18 protein-coding genes and 1 tRNA gene are annotated in these 20,712 nt (G+C 63.7%); 11 read left to right on the forward strand and 8 right to left on the reverse strand.

Features of this window, described 5'->3' with window-relative positions:
* Nucleotides 1–8 precede the first annotated feature (8 nt).
* Nucleotides 9–464 carry a hypothetical protein gene (locus N0P34_RS10070; protein WP_275606883.1) on the reverse strand — a complete coding sequence of 152 codons (456 nt, stop codon included), beginning with the start codon at nt 462–464 and terminating at the stop codon, nt 9–11.
* Between the two features lie 128 nt (nt 465–592).
* On the opposite strand from N0P34_RS10070, the gene tgt reads away from it, so the two are divergent.
* Genes tgt through map form a run of 3 tightly spaced genes read left to right on the forward strand, consistent with a single transcriptional unit; the run spans nt 593 to nt 4,159 of the window.
* The gene (gene tgt / locus N0P34_RS10075) at nt 593–1,735 is read left to right on the forward strand and encodes a tRNA guanosine(34) transglycosylase Tgt (RefSeq protein WP_275606884.1); all 1,143 of its coding nucleotides are present in this window, start codon (nt 593–595) and stop codon (nt 1,733–1,735) included.
* Nucleotides 1,736–1,758: 23 nt separating this feature from the next.
* Complete coding sequence (gene pgi / locus N0P34_RS10080) at nt 1,759–3,399, forward strand: glucose-6-phosphate isomerase (RefSeq protein ID WP_275606885.1); 1,641 nt, start codon at nt 1,759–1,761, stop codon at nt 3,397–3,399.
* A 4-nt stretch (nt 3,400–3,403) separates the two neighbouring features.
* Nucleotides 3,404–4,159 (forward strand): type I methionyl aminopeptidase, encoded by a 756-nt coding sequence (gene map, locus N0P34_RS10085; RefSeq protein ID WP_275606886.1) that lies wholly within the window; start codon nt 3,404–3,406, stop codon nt 4,157–4,159.
* Here the strand turns inward: map and N0P34_RS10090 are convergent.
* From N0P34_RS10090 to N0P34_RS10105, 4 genes are all read right to left on the reverse strand, one after another.
* On the reverse strand, nt 4,156–4,683 hold the full coding sequence (locus N0P34_RS10090; protein ID WP_275606887.1) for a hypothetical protein: 528 nt from the start codon (nt 4,681–4,683) through the stop codon (nt 4,156–4,158). The two genes, map and N0P34_RS10090, sit on opposite strands and share 4 nt — an antisense overlap.
* 30 nt (nt 4,684–4,713) lie before the next feature.
* The gene (locus N0P34_RS10095) at nt 4,714–4,869 is read right to left on the reverse strand and encodes a hypothetical protein (RefSeq protein WP_275606888.1); all 156 of its coding nucleotides are present in this window, start codon (nt 4,867–4,869) and stop codon (nt 4,714–4,716) included.
* Nucleotides 4,870–4,954: 85 nt separating this feature from the next.
* A tRNA-Lys gene (locus N0P34_RS10100) sits at nt 4,955–5,029 on the reverse strand.
* A 113-nt stretch (nt 5,030–5,142) separates the two neighbouring features.
* Nucleotides 5,143–5,763 carry a hypothetical protein gene (locus N0P34_RS10105; protein WP_275606889.1) on the reverse strand — a complete coding sequence of 207 codons (621 nt, stop codon included), beginning with the start codon at nt 5,761–5,763 and terminating at the stop codon, nt 5,143–5,145.
* A 302-nt stretch (nt 5,764–6,065) separates the two neighbouring features.
* Between N0P34_RS10105 and glmU the strand changes: the two genes are divergently transcribed.
* The 5 genes from glmU (at nt 6,066) to N0P34_RS10130 (ending at nt 11,520) form a co-directional block, all read left to right on the forward strand.
* Entirely contained in the window at nt 6,066–7,418 is a 1,353-nt protein-coding gene (gene glmU, locus N0P34_RS10110) for a bifunctional UDP-N-acetylglucosamine diphosphorylase/glucosamine-1-phosphate N-acetyltransferase GlmU (RefSeq protein ID WP_275606890.1), read from the forward strand.
* Between the two features lies 1 nt (nt 7,419).
* Entirely contained in the window at nt 7,420–9,246 is a 1,827-nt protein-coding gene (gene glmS, locus N0P34_RS10115; RefSeq protein ID WP_275606891.1) for a glutamine--fructose-6-phosphate transaminase (isomerizing), read from the forward strand.
* A 191-nt stretch (nt 9,247–9,437) separates the two neighbouring features.
* Nucleotides 9,438–9,890: a YeeE/YedE family protein gene (locus N0P34_RS10120; RefSeq protein WP_275606892.1), complete on the forward strand. Its 453-nt coding sequence runs from the start codon at nt 9,438–9,440 to the stop codon at nt 9,888–9,890.
* Nucleotides 9,890–10,360 (forward strand): DUF6691 family protein, encoded by a 471-nt coding sequence (locus tag N0P34_RS10125; RefSeq protein WP_275606893.1) that lies wholly within the window; start codon nt 9,890–9,892, stop codon nt 10,358–10,360. Before N0P34_RS10120 ends, N0P34_RS10125 begins: the two co-directional genes overlap by 1 nt.
* Nucleotides 10,357–11,520, forward strand: a complete 1,164-nt coding sequence (locus N0P34_RS10130; RefSeq protein WP_275606894.1) for an FAD-dependent monooxygenase — start codon at nt 10,357–10,359, stop codon at nt 11,518–11,520. Before N0P34_RS10125 ends, N0P34_RS10130 begins: the two co-directional genes overlap by 4 nt.
* Nucleotides 11,521–11,581: 61 nt before the next feature.
* On the opposite strand, the gene N0P34_RS10135 is transcribed toward N0P34_RS10130, so the two are convergent.
* The 3 genes from N0P34_RS10135 to N0P34_RS10145 all read right to left on the reverse strand — a co-directional run bounded on the left by N0P34_RS10135 (nt 11,582) and on the right by N0P34_RS10145 (nt 16,207).
* The gene (locus tag N0P34_RS10135) at nt 11,582–12,280 is read right to left on the reverse strand and encodes an invasion associated locus B family protein (RefSeq protein WP_275606895.1); all 699 of its coding nucleotides are present in this window, start codon (nt 12,278–12,280) and stop codon (nt 11,582–11,584) included.
* A 166-nt stretch (nt 12,281–12,446) separates the two neighbouring features.
* Nucleotides 12,447–15,932, reverse strand: coding sequence for a transcription-repair coupling factor (gene mfd / locus N0P34_RS10140; protein ID WP_275606896.1), 3,486 nt, complete (start codon nt 15,930–15,932; stop codon nt 12,447–12,449).
* On the reverse strand, nt 15,929–16,207 hold the full coding sequence (locus tag N0P34_RS10145) for a succinate dehydrogenase assembly factor 2 (protein ID WP_275606897.1): 279 nt from the start codon (nt 16,205–16,207) through the stop codon (nt 15,929–15,931). The genes mfd and N0P34_RS10145 overlap by 4 nt, the downstream gene beginning before the upstream one ends.
* 396 nt (nt 16,208–16,603) lie before the next feature.
* On the opposite strand from N0P34_RS10145, the gene recG reads away from it, so the two are divergent.
* The 3 genes from recG (at nt 16,604) to N0P34_RS10160 (ending at nt 20,702) form a co-directional block, all read left to right on the forward strand.
* Complete coding sequence (gene recG / locus N0P34_RS10150; protein WP_275606898.1) at nt 16,604–18,709, forward strand: ATP-dependent DNA helicase RecG; 2,106 nt, start codon at nt 16,604–16,606, stop codon at nt 18,707–18,709.
* Nucleotides 18,710–18,801: 92 nt separating this feature from the next.
* Complete coding sequence (locus N0P34_RS10155; RefSeq protein WP_345774461.1) at nt 18,802–19,734, forward strand: TerC family protein; 933 nt, start codon at nt 18,802–18,804, stop codon at nt 19,732–19,734.
* Nucleotides 19,731–20,702, forward strand: a complete 972-nt coding sequence (locus N0P34_RS10160; RefSeq protein WP_275606899.1) for a quinone oxidoreductase — start codon at nt 19,731–19,733, stop codon at nt 20,700–20,702. Before N0P34_RS10155 ends, N0P34_RS10160 begins: the two co-directional genes overlap by 4 nt.
* Nucleotides 20,703–20,712 lie beyond the last annotated feature (10 nt).

Genomic DNA, 20,712 nt, shown 5'->3' on the forward strand with positions numbered 1-20,712 from the left:
CGGCGTGCTCAGCCAGCCGCGCTTTCGTGCACCAGCGTACCCGAGAAGCCGCACGCCGCCCCGTGATAGGCAAGGCATCCATCCTTCTCGTTGATCACGAGAAAGCCGTCGGCATCAAAAACGAGTTCGACTTCGCAGTAGCGTTCGTTCATCAGCCGATTGTCCGAGCCGGCGACATAGTCTTCATTCTCGACAAAGAAATTGCCCCCGGCAGCGCTGAGGATCATCTCGCCTTCGATCCCGCCCGCGCAGCCGGGCATGTCGTTCTCGATGGGCACAATTGTCTCGATGCCGATTGCATAAACATCGTTCTCGATATGGCGCAGATTGACCGTCAAATCGCCTTCGCCGGAGCCGAAATACGTTCCCTCGCGCACCGGAGTGCTTGTCTTGTCCTTGGCGATCACCATGGCGGTTGATGCAAACAGCGCGGCGCTGGCGGCGAAAAGGGCAATAAAGCGCATGAAAATCCCTCGGGAAAAGAATCGAAATCGACTTCCAACAGTCCTGCCGGTGAACATGGCAGAATTCGGAGGCATCGTCGGCACCGGGGTCATTGTCCCCAGACCGGCAAACGGCTAGAACCCGGCCCATGAGCACGACGACAGACAAACAGGTCACCTTCTCCCTTCTCGCCAAAGATGGCATGGGACGGCGCGGCCGTATCGACACGCCTCGCGGCGCCATCCACACCCCAGCCTTCATGCCGGTGGGCACTGCGGGGACGGTCAAGGCCATGTATCCCGAACAGGTGCGCGAGACCGGCGCCGATATCCTTTTGGGCAACACCTATCATCTGATGCTGCGCCCCGGTGCCGAGCGCGTGGCCTCGCTGGGTGGCCTGCATACTTTCATGGACTGGGAGCGGCCGATCCTCACCGATAGCGGCGGCTTCCAGGTGATGTCGCTGGCCAAGCTCCGCAAGCTCAACGAGAAGGGCGTGACCTTCAAGTCGCATATCGACGGCTCCTCCCATGAGTTGACACCGGAGCGTTCCATCGAGATCCAGACCCTGCTCGACAGCGACATCATCATGCAGCTCGACGAGTGCATTTCGCTTCCCGCAGAGCGCAAGGAAATCGAGCGCGCCATGGAGCTCTCGCTCCGCTGGGCCGATCGCTCCAAGACCGCCTTCAACAACCAGAAGAACCGCGCTCTGTTCGGCATCGTGCAGGGCGGCGATGATCCGGACTTGCGCGTGGGCTCCGCCGAAGGGCTGAAGTCGATCGGCTTTGACGGCTACGCCGTTGGCGGCCTTGCCGTAGGCGAGCCGCAGGAAGTCATGTTCCGCGTGCTCTCCAACATCACGCCCGAATTGCCGGAAGACCGTCCGCGCTACCTCATGGGCGTCGGCAAGCCCGACGATATTCTCGGCGGCATCGAGCGGGGTATCGACATGTTCGACTGCGTGCACCCCACCCGCGCCGGCCGCCATGGCCACGCCTATACGCGGTTCGGCGTCATCAATTTCAAGAATGCCCGCCATAAGGACGACCCGCGGCCCATCGACGAGGCCTCGCCAAATCCCAATTGCCGGCGCTGGAGCCGGGCCTATCTTCATCATCTGGTCAGGACGGAAGAGATTTTGGGAGCCATGGTGCTTTCCCAGATCAACCTCGCCTATTATCAAGAACTCACCGCGGGCACTCGCGCCGCTATCGAGGCCGGGCGCCTCGCCGATTTTGCAGCCGAAACACGCGCGGTCTGGGCCGCAGGCGATCTGCCGGTTCTGTAAGTATTTCAAGGGGATAGAAGGTCATGGCTAAAGCTGGTCGTAAGGACGGTTTCGCGGCTCTGAGCAAGCTCAGAAAGCAGATTGCGGAACAGCCCATGCGCTTGATGTTCGCCGAGGATCCGAACCGCTTCCGGCGGTTTTCGGCAAGCGGCGCAGACATCCTGCTCGACTATTCCAAGAACCGGATCGACGAAGAGGTCATGGCTGCCCTCTTCGATCTGGCGCGCGCTGCCGGCGTCGAGGAGCGGCGGGTGCAGATGTGCGAAGGCGAGCACATCAACATCACCGAAGACCGCGCCGTCATGCACATGGCGCTGCGCTATCAGGGCGAGCGCCCGGTAGAGGTCGACGGCAAGGATGTCATGCCCGACGTTCGGGCTGTGCTCAAGGCCATCGAGGATTACACCAATGCCGTTCGCAGTGGTGAAATCCGCGGCCATGGCGGCGATCAGTTCACCGATATCGTCAATATTGGCATTGGCGGGTCGGATCTCGGCCCGGTCATGGTCACGCTCGCCCTCGAGCCCTATACGCGGCCTGATTTGCGTGCCCATTACGTCTCCAATGTCGATGGCGCCCATATCCACGACATCCTCAAGCGCCTCGACCCCAAGAAGACGCTGTTCATCGTCGCCTCGAAAACCTTCACCACCGACGAGACCATGACCAACGCCAATTCGGCGCGGAAGTGGATCGCCGAGGCGCTGGGCGAGGACGCCGTTTCGGGCCATTTCGCCGCCGTCTCCACCAATATCGAGGCCTGCGCCAAGTTCGGCATCCGGGAAGACCGCATTTTCGGGTTCTGGGATTGGGTCGGCGGGCGGTATTCCGTCTGGTCGGCCATCGGCCTGCCCGTGGCGCTGGCCGTTGGCTACGAGAATTTTGCAAAATTCCTGGCCGGCGCCGACGCCATGGACCGCCACTTCCTCGAGACCCCGCTCGAGCAGAACCTGCCCGTCATCATGGGTCTGCTGGGCGTCTGGTATCGCAATGCCTGGGGGTTCTCGACCCACGCCGTCTTGCCCTATGACCAGCGTCTCAGCCGCTTCCCGGCCTATCTGCAGCAACAGGACATGGAATCGAACGGTAAGTCGGTGACGCTCAGCGGCAAGCCCGTTGGCTGGTCCACCGGCCCGATCGTCTGGGGCGAGCCCGGCACTAATGGCCAGCACGCCTTCTATCAGCTGATCCATCAGGGTACCGACGTCATCCCCTGCGATTTCCTCATCGCCGCCCAGCCGCACGAAAGCCTGCCGCCGCACCACGACAAGCTGGTCGCCAATGTGCTCGCCCAGTCCGAAGCGCTCATGCTCGGCAAAACCGAGGAAGAAGTCGTCGGCGAGCTCAAGGCGCAGGGCCTCTCCAAGGACGAGATCAAGGCGCTGGCGCCACACAAGGTGTTCCCCGGCAACCGTCCCTCCAACACGCTGTTTTACATGCAGTTGACCCCCGAGACGCTTGGCGCGCTGGTCGCGCTCTACGAGCACAAGGTGTTCGTCCAGGGCGTCATCTGGAACGTCAATTCCTACGACCAGTGGGGCGTGGAGCTCGGCAAGCAGCTCGCCAAGGCGCTGCTGCCCAAGGTGCAGGGCCAGCAGAGCGGGGAAGGGCACGACAGCTCGACCCAGGGCCTCCTCAAATACTACCTCGCAAACAAGGCCTGATGTCTTGACCATCACCACCGAAGAGCAGCTGGAAAAACTCAAGGCCATCGGCCGCATCTGTGCCGTGGCCCGCGAGGCCATGGCGGCGGCGATGCAGCCGGGCATGACTACGCTCGAGCTGGACGAAATCGGGGCAAAAATCCTCGCCGCAAACGGCGCGCGGTCGGCCCCCATCCTCACCTATGATTTTCCGGGCCACACCTGCATTTCGGTGAACGAAGAGATCGCCCACGGCATTCCGGGCAGCCGCGTGCTGCGCGAGGGCGATCTCGTCAATATCGACGTCTCGGCCGAAAAGGACGGGGTCTTTGCAGATTGCGGCGCGTCCTACGTCCTCGGCAAGGGCGATCCACGTCTCGAAGCCCTTTGCCGCGATGGCAAGAAGGCGATGTGGGCGGGGATCAACGCGGTCAAGGCCGGCGCGCCCTTCGCCGATATCGGCACGGCCATCGGCAAGCTGGCGAAAAAGGGCGGCTATACGCTGATCCGCAATCTCGCCAGCCACGGCGTCGGCGACAGCCTTCATGACGAGCCGGGTGAAATCTCCACCTGGCCCGACAAGTCCGAGCGCCGCCGCATCACCGATGGCCTGGTCTTCACTATCGAACCCTTCCTCTCCATGGGCGGCCAGATGGCCGAACAGAAGGATGATGACGACGAGTGGACGCTGGTGGCCCATCCGCTGGCGCCATGCGTGCAATATGAGCACACCATCGTGGCGACGCCGCGGGGCGCCCTGGTGGTCACCCTGGCGGCCTAAAGCCAGACCAGCAGCATCGGGCCCATGACGATCAATGCCAGCCCGATGACGAAGCGCAGATTGCCGAACCGGCGCAGCCCCGGCGCGCTGAGGACGGTGGCCAGCAGGAAATAGCCGGCCAGCGCGATGACCGCCGGCGTCAGCACGCTGGTCGCCAGCGGCGTGTTCTCGTTGATCTGCAGATAGATCATGTGCCCGCCGGCAAAGCCGATCAGCGAGGTGATGATCACCGTCATCGCCTTGGCGGTGATGATGAGCGCCATGTCGATGGTGTTGCTCGTCATCAGCAGCGCCAGCCCCGTCGCCGTCACGTGCACGGCCGCCAGCGTCGAGAACACCTGGCTCTGCGCCAGCAGCGGCACCAGCTCCGGCGGCGCCGTCAGCGGCAGCGCGCCGATCATCGGCAGATTGGCGCCATACTGGGCCAGCAGGAAAATCGCATAGAGCATGACCAGCGTGCTGGTCGCGAACACGATGAGTGTCGCGGCAAGCACCTTGAGCAGATCCATTGTGTCCTGGGACATGCCGCCTCTTTGCTGCTGAACTCGGTGATCTTAGGGTTTTCGCGCGATTCTGGCAGTGCCAGATTGCGGCGGCACGCGCCGTCCCGGCTGGTGGCGCACGCGGATCGGCATGCGCAGGCCCTCGGACATTTCGTCTGCATCGGCGCGATAGTCGAGTTCGGCGTAAGGGTCGGGGTCGTGCGTCATGGCGATGGGCGAGCTTGTGGCTCGAAGGCCTTCATTGCGCTTGCGCGGCGCAAGGCAGGCGAAGCAAACATCGGGTGGAAAAGAGTGGTACGCCGGGCGGGGGTCGAACCCGCGACCATTCGATTAAAAGTCGAATGCTCTACCACTGAGCTACCGGCGCATTCCGAACGCCGTGTGGCGTTGCGGCGGAAAATAGTCAGGCAGCCTTCGGAGTCAATCTGTAATCGGCTCATATCTGCGGAATATACGCGTCTTTGACGCTGTCCCACAGCTTTATGGCGTCAGTCGGGTGCCGATGTAATCGGTGGGCAGGCAGGAGACGTCCATCTGCTCGAGCCGCTGGCACATGCTGCGCGCCGCTTCGGCCTGCGCAAACGGGCCGACGACGATGCGCGCCTGGCCTGTGGAGCCGATGTCGGCCATGATCGGTGTCAGCTCGCCGAGGACCGAGCCGAGGCGGATTTCGAGGTCGCGCCACTGGGCCGTGGCGCCGTCCCGGGCGATGGATGGCCCGATGGCAATGCCATGGGCGGCCGGCATGATGGTGCTCGAGCCCGCGGCCGCAATCAGCGCGGGCAGGGGCTGGGAGGCGTCGAGCTGGGCCGCAGCGTTTGGCAGCGGCATCTGGCGCACGAGGACCGATCCGCCTTCTGCCGCCAGCAGCTCGCCATTCTGGGTGCCGATGGATGCGGTAAAGGTGGAGCGATCGATGCCCGAGCTTGCGGGCAGGGATTCGATCAGCAGGGGTACGCTCACCTCGAGCGCGCCGATGCGCCGTGTCGCGTCGCTGCCGGCCTGTTCCTGCAGGGAGAAGCGCGCGTTGAAGATTTCGTTGTCGCGGCGGAGCCGGGCCGATTCGGTGCGCAACTCGGCGATTTCCTGCCGCAACTGCACCAGGGAAGCTCCTTCGAGGTGCGAAGTGTGCAGTCCAACAAGCAGGGATGACGGCAATATTGCCGAAACATTTGCCCCGAAAACCGCGAGCCCGCCGCACATCAAGGCGACCAGTCCCCAATTGCGGACGTCCGACTGACGAAATTGCTCAGATGTGCGCGCCAATGTCTGATCCTCGACATGCCTACGAATCAAGGGCATTACCCCTACAGACTGGGGTATCAGTTATCTGTTCGCCAACTGTTACCGCCATAAAATAGTAGCAATGGGCGGAGAGAAGCCGCCCGAGGCGGAGTATGTGCATGACCGAACTGCTTTCCATCATTCTCGCAGCGGGCGAGGGGACGCGGATGAAGTCGCGCACCCCCAAGGTTCTCCATCCCGTCGGCGGCCTCCCGATCATCGCCCATGTGGCGCGCGCGGCGCGGGAAGCAGGGTCCTCGCGGGTCGCCCTCGTCACCGGTCCTCGTCATCAGGAAATCCGCGACCGGGTATCGGCGCTGGAGCCCGATATTCTTCATTTCGAGCAGCCCGAGGCCAAGGGCACGGCCCATGCCGCCTCCATGGCGCGCGACCTTTTCGAGGCTGCCACCGGCTATGTCGCGGTCGTTTATGGCGATCATCCGCTGCTGCGCGGCGTCAATTTCCGCACCGTCATCGACCGGCTCGATGCCGGCCTAGACGTGGCGATCCTTGGATTTGAACCCAAGGACCCCACGGGCTATGGCCGCTTCATCACCGACGGCGAGCGCCTGCTGGCTATTCGCGAGCACAAGGACGCCACCGAGGAAGAGCGCCGGATTGGCCTCTGCAATGCCTGCATCCTCGCTTTCCGCGCCGAAGTGTTTCGCGATCTCATCGACAAGGTCGGCAATGACAACGCCCAGGGCGAATATTACCTGCCGGACCTCGTCGAGCTGGCCAATGCTGCCGGAAAGTCCGTCGGCTACGGCATAGCCCCTGAAAACGACGTCATGGGCGTCAACGATCGCAGCCAGCTGGCGCGAGCCGAGGCCCTGTTCCAGGAGACGCGCCGCGAGGATTTCATGAAGGCCGGCGTCACCCTGCGCGATCCCGCCAGCACCTGGTTTTCCTGGGATACCGAGATAGGCCGGGACGTCACCATCTTCCCCAATGTAGTTATTGGGTCCGGCGTAACCATCGCCGATAATGTTGAAATCCGGGCCTTCTGCGATATCGAAGATGCCCGGATCGGGGAGGGGGCGACGATCGGTCCCTTTGCGCGCATTCGTGGGGGTGCGGAATTGGGACCGGACGTGCATCTGGGCAATTTCGTCGAGGTCAAGAAATCGAAAATCGGCGCCGGCACCAAGGCCGGCCACCTCTCCTATCTCGGTGACGCCGAGATCGGGGAAAAGACCAATATCGGTGCCGGCACCATCACCTGTAATTATGACGGTGTGAACAAGGACAAGACCACCATCGGGGACAATGCCTTTATCGGCTCCAATGCCTCGCTGGTGGCGCCGGTCCGTATCGGCAATGGCGCCTACACTGCTTCGGGCAGCGTCATCACCGAGGACGTGCCCGATGGTGCCCTGGCGCTTGGCCGGGCCCGGCAGGAGAACAAGCCTGGCTATGCGGCCCGGCTTCGCGAAAAAGCGCTGGCGCGCAAAGCCGCCAAGGGGAAATGACATGTGCGGGATAGTCGGGATTGTCGGAAGCGCCCCTGTTGCGGGTCGCCTGGTGGATGCGCTGAAGCGCCTGGAATATCGCGGCTATGACAGTGCCGGCGTGGCAACGCTCGAAGCCGGGGCGATCACCCGCCGCCGGGCTGAGGGCAAATTGGGCAATCTCGCGCAAAAGCTCAATTTCGAGCCCCTGGACGGCAATGTCGGCATCGGCCACACCCGCTGGGCCACCCATGGCGCCCCCACCGAAATCAATGCCCATCCTCATGCCACCGAGCGCGTGGCGGTCGTGCACAATGGCATCATCGAGAATTTCCGCGAGCTCCTCGCCGATCTCGCCCAGGACGGCTATCTGCCCCAGACCCAGACCGATACGGAATCGGTGGCGCTCTGGGTCAGCCGCGAGCTGGCCAATGGGGCCGATCCCGAGCTGGCCGTCGCGCGCACCCTCAAAAAGCTCAAGGGCGCCTTTGCCCTGGCCTTCCTGTTCAAGGGCGAAAGCGCCTTGCTGATTGCCGCCCGCCACGGCGCGCCGCTGGCCATCGGCTATGGCGACACCGAGATGTATCTAGGCTCCGACGCGATGGCCCTGGCGCCGTTTACCTCGCGCCTCACCTATCTCGAAGATGGCGACTGGGCCGTCATCACCCCCCAGGGCGTGACCATCCGCGACGGTCGCGACAATCTCGTCCAGCGCGAGCAGATGCTGTCGCAGGCCTCGGCGCTGCTGGTCGACAAGGGCAATCACCGCCATTTCATGGCCAAGGAAATCTACGAGCAGCCGCAGACCATTTCCCACACGCTCAGCCATTATGTGGACATGGGCGCCGAGAAGGTGGCCATCCGCGAGGAACTGCCGTTCGATTTCTCCGATCTCACCCGCCTCACGATCAGCGCCTGTGGCACCGCCTATTATGCAGGGGCCGTGGCCAAATACTGGTTCGAGCGTTATGCGCGCCTGCCGGTCGATATCGATGTGGCGAGCGAATTCCGCTATCGCGAGCCGCCGCTCGACGCCAATGGCCTCTCGCTCTTCATCTCCCAGTCCGGCGAGACCGCCGACACGCTGGCGGCACTGCGCTATTGCGCCGGGCAGGGCCAACATGTGGCAAGCCTCGTCAACACGCCCGAATCCACCATCGCCCGGGAATCGGGCGTGGTCTTTCCCATTCTCTGCGGTCCTGAAATCGGCGTTGCCTCCACCAAGGCCCTCACGGCCCAGCTGACTGCGCTGGCCAGCCTTGCCATCGCCGCCGGCCGCGCCCGTGGCGTCATCAGTGTCGAGCAGGAGCAGGAGCTGGTCCAGGCGCTTGTGGCGCTGCCGTCTGCCGTGTCGACGGCACTGGGCGCGGAAAGCCAGATCGCCGAGATCGCCAAGGGCCTCTCCAAGGCCAAGGATGTGCTCTATCTCGGCCGTGGGCCGATGTTCCCAATCGCCATGGAAGGTGCGTTAAAGCTGAAGGAAATCAGTTACATACACGCCGAAGGTTATGCTGCAGGTGAGCTGAAGCATGGCCCCATAGCCCTCGTCGACGAAGCCATGCCGGTCATCGTCGTGGCGCCATCCGACGAGCTGGTCGACAAGACCCTCTCGAACATGCAGGAGGTTTCCGCACGGGGCGGCAAGATCATTCTCATCACCGATGCCGTCGGCGCTGCCAGCGTCGGACAGGGCGTTGCGGAGACCATCATCATCCCGCATGTCCACAGTTTCGTGGCGCCGATACTCGCCACCATTCCGGTCCAGCTCCTGGCGTACCACACCGCCGTCTTCATGGGCACGGACGTCGACCAGCCGCGAAACCTGGCGAAGTCGGTGACAGTGGAATAGGCGGCGGGCTCAGCATGCGGCGGGAAGCTCTTCTTTCCGCCGACGCTGCGCCTGCGCTGGCGGAAGCATCTCCGTCACAACAGATTTCCATGGCTGCGGCATTGGGCGAAATGGTTGTCTCGCCCGGCTGCTGGTATCGGCTCGAGCGCCGGTGCTAGGCTTGCGTCGCGTCCCTCGTCTTGGAAAGATTCATGGAAAGCTTCACTCCCCTGACCGCCGCCATCGGCGGATCGCTGATCGGCCTTGCCTGCGCCGTGCTCTGGTTGGGCAATGGGCGGATTGCCGGCATCTCCGGAATCTTCGGCCAATTGCTGCCGCCGGCGCAGACCGTCGCCTGGCGGATCGTGTTCCTCATCGCGTTGGTTGTCGGGGCCTGGGGCAGCGCGCAGCTCTTTCCGGCTTTGGGTGTTGGCGGGGCGGAGCCCACGGCTCTGGCGGTCCCACCGACGCAATGGGGAATTCCGGCTCCGGTCTGGATCGCCCTATCGGGCCTCTTGATCGGCTTTGGCACAAAAATCGGAAACGGCTGCACGTCCGGGCATGGCGTTTGCGGGCTGGCCCGGCTGTCGCGCCGCTCGCTTGCCGCTGTCGCTGTCTTTTTCAGCGTCGCCATCCTCACCGTTACCGTCACGGGGATCGTCTGATGGCCAGGACACACGCTCCTCAATTGGCCGTCGCCGCAGTCAGCGGCCTCCTGTTCGGCGCGGGGCTCTATGTCTCGCAGATGGTCGATCCCCTCAAGGTCCTGCGCTTCCTCGACTTTACCGCCATTCCCTCGGGCGGCTGGGATCCGAGCCTGGCCTTCGTCATCGTCCCGGCGATCGTGGTCATGTTCGTCGCGGTGCGCCTCGGTCGCCGCCGGGCCGCGCCGCTCTTTGACACGGAGTTCCACGAGCCGGAATATCGGCGTATCGATAAGCGGCTGCTCGGTGGCGCGGCGCTGTTCGGGCTGGGTTGGGGCATGTCGGGCATCTGCCCGGGCCCGGCCATTGCTCTTCTCGCCTTTCCGCCCGATGGGCTTTGGCTCTTTCTCATCGCCTTGCTCGTTGGAACCTTTGCCGGCAGTCGGATTGTTCCCAGCGGGCATTTGAAACGTCAGGCGGATGCACAATGACAAACAGGGATGCGGACATCATCGTCGTGGGTGGCGGGCTTGCGGGGCTTGCCGCCGCAGTGAGTCTCGGGCGCGCGGGATATGACACCCTCCATCTGGCGCCTGTCGCGCCGCCGGACAGGCGCACATCGGCGCTAATGATGCCCAGCGTCGATTTCCTGCTGGATGCCGGCCTGATCCCATCTGCGCAAAGCCTTGGCCATGCGCTCACGGCGATCCGCATCATCGATGCCACACCGCGTCTCATCCGGGCGCCCGAAACCCTTTTCGACGCTGCCGAGGCGGGCATGCCCGCCTTTGGCTGGAATTTTGCCAATGCGCGCCTCCTCGAGCAGTTCCAGGCCGCGGCCCCCGCGACCGGCCTGCGCACGCGCAATGAAGCCGTCACCGCGTACCGCCGCGACAATGGCTTGGGCGTCGTCACCCTCTCCGATGGCACCGAGCTTGCCGCCCCACTCGTCGTCGGCGCCGATGGCAAGAAGTCCCTGATCCGCACCGCTGCCAATATCGCCACACGGGAACACCAGTTTACCGAATCGGCGCTGGTCTGCGATCTCGAACTCGGGCGCTCCATCGGTGGCACCTCTATCGAGTTCCACTATCCCCACGGCCCCTTCACCCTAGTCCCGGCCGGTGGCACGCGCGCCAATCTCGTCTGGATCGACGAGGAGGCCAGTTTGCGTGCTGCCCAGGCCGGTGGCGAGGAAACCCTCCTCGCGGCCTTTCGTCAGCGCTCCCAAGGCCTTTTTGGCACCATCAAGCTCGCCTCGCCGAGATTCATCTTCCCCCTCAGCGTGCTGAGTGTCGCTGAGGCCGGTCGCGACGGCACCGTTCTGGTGGGCGAATCCGCCCATGCCTTCCCCCCCATCGGCGCCCAGGGGCTCAATCTCGGCCTCCGCGACGTGGCCGATCTCGTCGCCGCACTCGCCGCCACCAGCCGCGATCGTCCCGACTGGGCGGAAGCCGTCAGCGCCGATTATGCCCATCGCCGCAGCGGCGATCTCGCGCGCACGGGCGGCATGGTCGACGCGCTGTTCCGCTCGCTCCTCGCCGACATGCTGCCGAGCCAGGCGCTGCGCGCAGGTGGGCTCTGGGCCCTCAAACTTCTGCCGCCGCTCCGCCGCCAGGCCTTTGCCCTGGGCATGGGCAAGCGCTCCTGAGGCCAAACAAAAAAGGGCGCGGCCTCTGCCACGCCCTTTTCCAATTCAGTGTCCGGCGCGCTTACTGCGCAGCGGGGGCTTCCGTACCGGCTGCCGGGGCTGCATCGCCGCCCTGGGTGCTGAGCTGCTGGCGCAGCGTTTCGGCGCGGTCCTGCAGGACCTGTTCGAGGGCGTTCTCGCCCGAGGTTTCCTGGCGGAACTGCTCAAAGGTCAGCGAGGTGTCGCTGTCATAGGCAGCGGTGAAGCCGGACAGGGTAATCTCGATGGTTAGGTCTTCGTTCTGGCGGTTCTTGGCCGTCAGCTTGAGCGTGTTGCCGCGCTTGAGCGAGTTCACATACTGCTCGTTGATCACCAGCTGCGTAGCGCAGGAGGTGGGATCGCAGATCATGTAGGGCACGCGAACCGGCTTGGAGCCGTCGATCTGCCAGGTCAGGCCGAAGGGCAGCAGCACCCCGAGCGGCACCGCGGCAACGGCGAGCAGGCGGCTTTCCTGGCCCGGATCGTCGCGGAGCAGGAACGAGCCGAGGAACTGACCATTTGCCAGAACCACCTGGCGCATGATGCAGGCCTTCTGCCCATCGGGCAGGGGATCGCAAACCTTGAGCCAGTTCTGCGAGGCCGAACCCGGCGTTTCAGCGGTGGTCGCGGGAGCCTCGGCAGCGGGAGCCTCGGCGGCTGGCGCTTCCGCCGGCGGGGTAGCATCCTGAGCGAAGGTCGACATCGGGGACATCATCAATGCCACCGCCGTCAAACCGGCCATGAGAGGTTTCCTGAATTCCATTGAAAGTCCTTGCCTTCCTTGGCGGTCCGGGTGGCGTCCACCACCTCAAAAATCTTGTCTGCCCTTCAAGGGCGCAATTCGGGCAATAACATGACCGATATCCCTTGCCAAAATATTATGACGCGAGATCGCGATAAAGCCCGTCTTACGCCGCATTTTCCGCCAGTTTCGCCAGCTTTGACAATATGGCGGCCGCGCCCTTGAGGCGGTGCTCGGGGGTGGGCCAATTGCGTACGAACACGAGTTTCTGATCGGGTTTGATGCGTACCTGGTTGGCTGGATCGCTAACGAGACGCACCAGCCCTGCCGGATTGGGAAACTCGTTATTGCGCAAAGTCAGCACCGCGCCCTTGGGGCCCGCATCGACCTTTTCGACATTGGCGAGGCGGCAGAGCGATTTGACGAGGATGACCTTGAGCAGGGCTTCCACCTCCTCGGGCAGCGGCCCGAAGCGGTCGATAAGCTCGGCCCCGGCAGCATCGATGTCGCGGATTTCGGTGAGGTCGCCCAGCTTGCGGTAGAGCTGCATGCGCAGGGTAAGGTCGGGCACATAGTGTTCCGGGATCATCACCGGCATGCCCAGCGAGATATTCGGGCTCCACTCGTTGCGATCTTCGTATTCCTCTTCACCGCTCTTGAGCGCTGCCACCGCCTCTTCCAGCATCGACTGGTAGAGTTCATAGCCGATTTCGCGGATATGGCCAGACTGCTCGTCGCCGAGGAGATTGCCCGCGCCGCGAATATCGAGGTCGTGGCTGGCCAGCTGGAAGCCGGCGCCGAGGCTTTCGAGCGATTGCAAGACGCCGAGGCGCCGTTCCGCAGTGTCGGTCAGCTTCTTGTCGGCCGGCACAGTGAACAGGGCATAGGCGCGCTGCTTGGCCCGGCCGATGCGGCCACGGATCTGGTACAGCTGCGCCAGGCCGAAATTGTCGGCCCGATGCACGATCAACGTATTGGCGTTGGGAATATCGAGGCCCGATTCCACGATGGTCGTGGCCAGCAGCACGTCGAACTTGCCGTCATAGAAGGCATTCATGATGTCGTCGAGTTCGCCCGGCGGCATTTGCCCATTGGCGATGACATAGCTGACTTCCGGCACCTGGGTGCGCAGGAACTCGGCGATATCAGGCTGGTCCTTGATGCGTGGCACGACATAAAAACTCTGCCCGCCGCGATATTTCTCGCGCAGCAGCGCCTCGCGGATCGAGAGGGGGTCGAAGGGCGAGATGAAGGTGCGGATGGCGAGGCGGTCCACCGGCGGCGTTGCCAGCAGGCTCAGGTCGCGAACCCCGGTCAGGGCCAATTGCAGCGTGCGCGGGATCGGCGTCGCCGTCAGCGTCAGCACGTGGACATTGGCCTTGAGCTCCTTGAGGCGCTCCTTGTGGCCCACGCCAAAGTGCTGCTCTTCGTCGATGATGAGCAGGCCCAGATCGCGGAATTTGATGGTCTTGCTGAGGAGGGCGTGGGTGCCCACGACGATATCGACCTGGCCGTCGGCGAGGCCCTCCTTGGTGGCCTTGAGCTCGGCCGCGCTGACCATGCGCGAGGCATGGCGCACGCGCACAGGCAGGCCCTGGAAGCGCTCGGAGAAGGTCTTGAAGTGCTGGCGCGCCAGAAGCGTCGTCGGCACAACCACCGCCACCTGCTTGCCGCTGAGGGCCACCGCAAAGGCGGCGCGCAGCGCCACTTCGGTCTTGCCGAAGCCGACGTCGCCACACACCAGCCGGTCCATGACCTTGCCGGAGGTGACATCCTCGAACACGGCGCCGATCGCTGTGAGCTGGTCTTCGGTTTCCTCATAGGGGAAGCGGGCGGCGAACTCGTCATAGGCGCCGGGATTGATCTCGACGACATCGGCCTTGGTGAGCAGGCGCTGGGCTGCCAGCTTGATGAGCTGCTCCGCCATTTCGCGGATGCGCTTCTTGAGCTTGCCCTTCTTGGCCTGCCAGGCGACGCCGCCCAGCTTGTCGAGCGTGACATTGCCGTCGTCGGCGCCATAGCGCGTCAGAAGCTCAATGTTCTCGACCGGCAAATAGAGCTTGGTGTCGCCGCCATATTCGAGCTCGACGCATTCATGCGGCGCGCCGCCCGCCTCGATCACTTTCAGACCGATGAACCGGCCAATACCGTGATCGACATGAACCACGAGGTCGCCCGCCGAGAGCGAGGCGGCTTCGGTCAGTGCGTCCGACGCCTTCTTCTTGCGCTGCGGGCGCAGGATGCGTTCGCCCAGAATATCCTGCTCGGAGAGGACCAGCAGGTCCTTGGTTTCAAAGCCGGTTTCGAGCGGCAGCACCACCAGCGAGGTGGTATTGGCGCTGGTTGTTTCCGCATCGCGCCAGTTCTCCGCCATGCGCGGATTGGTCAGCCCATGGTCCCTGAGCACCTGGGCCATGCGGTCCCGCGTGCCCGTGCTCCAGCAGGCGATGACGGCGCGACGTCCGTTCCGGCGCTCCTCGAGAAGGCGATCGACGACCGACTGGAAAAGATTGACGTCTGAGGCCAACCGCTCTGCGGCAAAGCTGGGGGCAATATGCCCGCCGGCATCGTCGCCGCGCTGTGTCTGTGGCGACAGGAAGGGCGACAGCTGGATGACCGACGCTCCCGCCAGGGCATGCGGATGCATGTCGAGGTCGTAGAGCAGTTCGGGCTTGATCGGCTTATAGGGCGCGCCGCCACCAGCCACGGCCGGGGCGAGGCGCGCGGCCTCGCGCGCATCGTAATAGTCCCGGATCTGCGCGGCGCGGTCGGTAAAGGCCTCGGCCACCTGATCGTCGAACACGAATGGCGCGTCGCCGACATAATCGGCCAGCCGGTCCATGCTTTCGTAGAAGAACGGCAGCCAATGCTCGGTGCCTGAATAGCGCGAGCCACCACTCACCGAGGCGTAAAGCGTGTCGTCGACGGTATTGCCGCCAAAGGTCGCGGTATAATTCTGCCGGAACCGCTTGATGGTTTCTTCCGTCAGCACCAATTCGCTCATCGGCGTCAGGTCGACGCGCTTGAGCGTGCCGGTCGTGCGCTGGCTGTCGGGATCGAAGGTGCGGATGGATTCGAGCTGGCTGCCGAAAAAGTCGAAGCGCAGCGGCGCCTCCGCGCTGGCAGGATAGAGATCCACCAACCCGCCGCGCACGGCATATTCGCCACTCTCGCGGACCGTGGGCACGCGCAGATAGCCATTCCTGGCCGCCCAGGCGATCAGCTTTTCGCTGTCGACGATGCGCCCGACCGCGGCCGAAAACGACATGGTCTCAACCACGTCGCGCGGCGGCAGCTTCTGGATCAGCGCATTGACTGCCGTCAGCACGATCGCGCCCTTGGCGCCCGAGGTCAGCGCCGCCAGCGTATTCATCCGTGCGGCAATGGTTACGTTATTGGGCGAGACGCGGTCGTATGGCAGGCAGTCCCACGCCGGCAGCGTCACCACATTGTGGCCCGGCAGCATGGCCGTGAGCACCTCCGCCATGCGCTGCAGCCGCCGCCCATCGCGGGCGACGAAGACAATGCTCGCCGCGTCGTCGGGCGCATCCTTGAGGCGCTGCTCGACGAGCTTGGCCAGCATCATCGGCTGCATGCCATCGGGCACGTTGGAAATCGTGCGCACCGGGGGCAGGGTACTCATGTCGTTCATTGGGAAATCCGTGCCTGATGGTCCGCGATCACCAGCTCGAGAAAGGCGCGGTCGACATGTTCGGGCGGGTCTTCCTGGCGCATGATCCACTTGAGCAGGGGCGGGTCTTCTTCGTTCATCAACGCCTCGAGCCGGTCGAGCGTTGCCGCATCGAACCCTTCGATATTGGCGTCGCAATACGGCCCGAGCACCAGGTCCATTTCCTTGGTCCCGCGATGCCAGGCCCGATAGCGCAGGCGCTTGCGCCGAATAGCAATGTCCTCACCGGCCGTCATCTGACACCCATGATCCAAGTTTGTTCCCGATTTGGACATGTCTCATACGCGGGTTGGCGGCGGTTGTCAGCCCTTTCCCAATCACCGGCCTGCTCCTCCCCCTGACAGGGGGAGGCGGGGAGGGGGTGAACCCATCTTGCCCAAAACTACCCCCACCCTTGATCCCTCCCCACAAGGGGGAGGGAGACGACTGAGAGTGCTGTGCTTCCAAGCCGCCCCACCCATCGCCCAGGCTTCCCTCCCCTCGATGGGGAGGGATTGAGGGTGGGGTGCCGGGAAGCCACGATCTCACATCCGAGGCCCCCAGTCGCCAAAACCCAGCTGTGCACACCCCATCTCCTCGCTCTGTTCTTCTCCTGTTCTTTTGTGCCACCCTTCGCGCAAGGAGAATCAAGCGTGCGTCCGGAAACCCTCCAGCCCCTGTTCCGCTCGCTGCACACCATCAAGGGTGTGGGCGACAAGCTCGCCGCGCTGCTGACGCGGTTCTTCGGTGCGCCAGAAGGCCAGGAAGCCATCGTCCTCGACATCCTCATGCATATGCCCTCCGGCGTCGTGGACCGGCGCCGGCAGGTCGGCATTGGCGAGGCCTATCTCAACCAGATCGTCACGCTAAAACTGCATATCGACCGCCACCAGCCGCCCCCGCAGGGCAAGCCGCATGTGCCCCATCGCGTCTTCGCCCATGACGAAACCGGCGACATCAACCTCGTCTTTTTCCGCGCCCAGGGCGGATGGGTCGAAAAGGCCCTGCCGGTTGGCGAGGAGCGGTTCGTCTCGGGGAAAATCGACTTCTTCAACGGCGAAAAGCAGATCACGCACCCCGACTATATCGTCGAGGTCGAAAAATTCGACAGCCTGCCGCTGGTCGAGCCGGTCTATCCGCTGACCAACGGGCTGAGTTCAAAAGCCCTGGCCAAACTGGTGCGCCAGGCCGTCGACACCATCCCCGAACTTCCCGAGTGGATCGGCGGCTCAACCGTGGCCCAGCGAAAGTGGCCGAGCTTTGCCCAGTCCATGCGCATGGTGCATCTGCCGGAAAATCCGGCCGACGACGAGATCTTCGCGCCGGCTCGCCAGCGCCTCGCCTATGACGAATATCTCGCCGGCCAGATCACCCTCCAGCTCGTCCGCTCGAGCATGGTCTCGGTGCGCGGCACGTCTCGCATTTTCACCGGCGAGGTGACCGCAAAGGTTAGCAGTCTGTTACCCTTTACCCTCACTGAGGGACAGAATGCGGCCCTTGGCGAGATCATGGCCGACCTCGCCGCGCCCGAGCGCATGTCGCGCCTCTTGCAGGGCGATGTCGGCTCCGGCAAGACCGTCGTCGCGCTCATGGCCATGGCGGCAATGGCCGAGTCGGGTGCCCAATCTGCCCTGATGGCGCCGACAGAACTGCTGGCGTCTCAACACTTTAGGACCATCAAGCCGATCTGCGATGCTGCCGGGCTCGGCTGCGCGCTGCTGACCGGCAAGATGCCCGCTGCCGAGCGCCGAAAAATCCTCGCCGGCCTTGCCGATGGCTCGATCCATATCGCCGTCGGCACCCATGCGCTCTTCCAGTCCGATATTGATTTCAAGGACTTGGGCCTGACTGTAGTCGATGAACAGCATCGCTTCGGCGTCCATCAGCGCCTCGCCTTGTCCGAAAAGGGGAGGCACACCGACCTTCTGGTCATGACCGCCACGCCGATCCCCCGGACCCTGGTCCTCACCCATTTCGGCGACATGGACGTCAGCGTGCTGCGCGAGAAACCCAAGGGCCGCCAACCCATCGACACGGCCGTGATGTCGATCAACGATTATGACCGTGTCGTCGGCCGTCTCGTCGCCCGGCTCGGCGAGGGCGCGCAGGCCTATTGGGTCTGTCCGCTGGTCGAGGAAAGCGAAACGCTGGAAGTGGTCAGCGCCGAGGACCGCTTCGCCGAACTGCAAAAAGTGTTCGGCGATCAGGTCGCGCTGGTCCATGGCCGCATGTCCGCCGCCGCCAAGCAGGAGGTGATGAACCGGTTTAAGGCCAATGAAATCAAGCTCCTGGTGGCCACAACTGTCATCGAGGTTGGGGTCGACGTGCCCAATGCCACGATCATGATCATCGAGCATTCCGAGCGCTTCGGCCTCGCCCAGCTGCACCAGTTGCGTGGCCGCGTTGGTCGCGGTTCCCAGCGTTCCGCCTGTCTCCTGCTCTACAAGGATCCGCTCAGCGAAACGGCACGGGCCCGCCTCGAAACAATAAAATCGACCGAGGACGGCTTCGTGATCGCCGAACGCGATCTCGAGCTGCGCGGGCAGGGTGACATATTGGGCACCCGCCAGTCCGGCATGCCGGGATATCGCCTCGCCGTCCCGGACGTGCACCGGCACCTGCTCGAATTTGCCCATGACGACGCCAAGGCGCTCTTGCAGCGCAATCCGGCCCTTTCGGGTGACGAGGGCGAGGCGGCGCGCACGCTGCTCTACCTGTTCCGGAAAGATCTCGCGATTCCCCTCATTCGCGCCGGTTGAAAAATCCTGCGGAGCCGAACTGGGGGCTTCTCCATTGTCATGAACAATGACTAGACTTGAAGTCAGCTGAGTTTTCCGACACGGAGCCTATCATGCTAGAGCTGCTGGCCGACCCCAATGTGTGGGTCGCCTTTGCCACCCTGACGGTCATGGAGATCGTCCTGGGCATCGACAATATCGTCTTTATCTCGGTTCTCGTGTCGCGCCTGCCGCGCGAGCAGGCCGAGTTTGCCCGCAAGCTCGGCATCGGCCTGGCCCTGGTCTTCCGCATCATCCTGCTGTTCCTGATCAGCTGGATCGTGCAGCTGCAGGACCCGGTCTTTTCCGCCTTCGGCCTGGATTTCTCCTGGAAAGACATCATCCTGATCGCCGGTGGCGGGTTCCTGATCTACAAGGCGACGCACGAAATGCACGCCGCCATCGAGGATACCCACGAGGAAACGCTTACCGGTGCCGCCCAGGCAACGCTGCAGGCGATCCTCGTCCAGATCGTCGTCATCGACATGGTGTTTTCCATCGACTCCATCATCACTGCTGTCGGCATGGTCCCGGCGGACCAGGTGGCCGTCATGGTGGCCGCCGTTCTGGTTGCGGTCGGCGTGATGTTCGTCGCCTCCGGCCCGATTGCAAAGTTCGTGGCCGATCATCCGACCACCAAGATGCTGGCGCTGGCCTTCCTGTTGCTCATCGGCGTGACGCTGGTCGCCGATGGCTTGGGCTTCCACATTCCCAAGGGCTATATCTATTCGGCAATGGCCTTCTCGGTGCTGGTCGAGGCCGTCAACATCTTCGCCAAGAACCGCAAACTGCGCAGTGGCGGCGCCGTCCGCAGGCATGAGGTAACGCCCTTTACCGGCGATACCGGCTCGGTCTCGGCCGCCACCGGGCTTGCAGCCGTCACCGGAAAGGGGCGCGCTCCAGTGCCTGCTCCGGCAGCGCCGCTTGCCGCTGAACCGCGCCGGACCAGGCCCCTTGCCCAATCCCGCCCAAAATCCGCACCGCGCAAGCCCAAGGCTCCTCGATGAATAAATCCGTCGTCGTCAATCAAACCGGTGACCCCGAGGTCCTGACATTCCAGGAGTGGCCGGTCGACGCTCCGGGCCCTGGGCAGGTGCGTATCCGCCACACCGCCATTGGCCTCAATTTCATCGATACCTATCAACGCTCTGGCCTCTACCCGACCAATCTCCCCTTCGTTGCTGGCAATGAAGGGGCGGGAATTGTTACCGGGCTCGGACCCGATGTGACCGGCTTCAGCGTCGGCCAGCGGGTCTGCTACCAGGGCCAGATCGGCGCTTATGCCGAGGAACGGCTCGTTGCCGCCGACCGGCTCGTGCCGATCCCGGATGACATCGACGATCGCACGGCCGCCTCCGTCATGCTGAAAGGCCTGACGGCCTATTATCTCCTGTTCAAGACCTGGCCCGTGCAGAAGGGTGAAACCATCCTGTGGCACGCCGCGGCCGGCGGCACGGGCCTGATTGCCACCCAATGGGCAAAGTCGCTCGGCGCCACTGTCATCGGCACTGCCGGCGGCCAGGAGAAGGTGGCGCTCGCCCTTGCCCATGGCTGCGATCACGGCATCGATTATCGCGCCGAGGCCTTTGCGCCGAAAGTGCGCGAACTCACCGGGGGGCGTGGCGTCGACGTGGTTTATGACGGCGTCGGCAAGGATACGTTTGAAGCCTCGCTCGATTGCCTGCGTCCGCGCGGACTTCTGGTCAGCTTCGGCAATGCGTCGGGGGTTGTCTCCATCCCAGATCTCACCGTGCTCTCGAAAAAAGGGTCGCTTTTCGTGACGCGTCCGACCGGCGGGCATTATCTGGGGCGGCGAGAAGATCTGCTGGAGGGGGCCGATGCCCTGTTCGCGGCGATCCGCAGCGGCGCCATCAAGATAGACGCGGGACAGAGCTTTGCCCTGGCAGATGCCGCCAAAGCCCACCGCGCCCTCGAAGGCCGCCAGACCACGGGGTCAGTCGTTCTCATCCCTTGAGGACAAAGGC

The sequence above is a fragment of the Devosia sp. FJ2-5-3 genome, from assembly GCF_029201545.1.
In the GTDB taxonomy this organism is placed as follows: Bacteria; Pseudomonadota; Alphaproteobacteria; order Rhizobiales; family Devosiaceae; genus Devosia.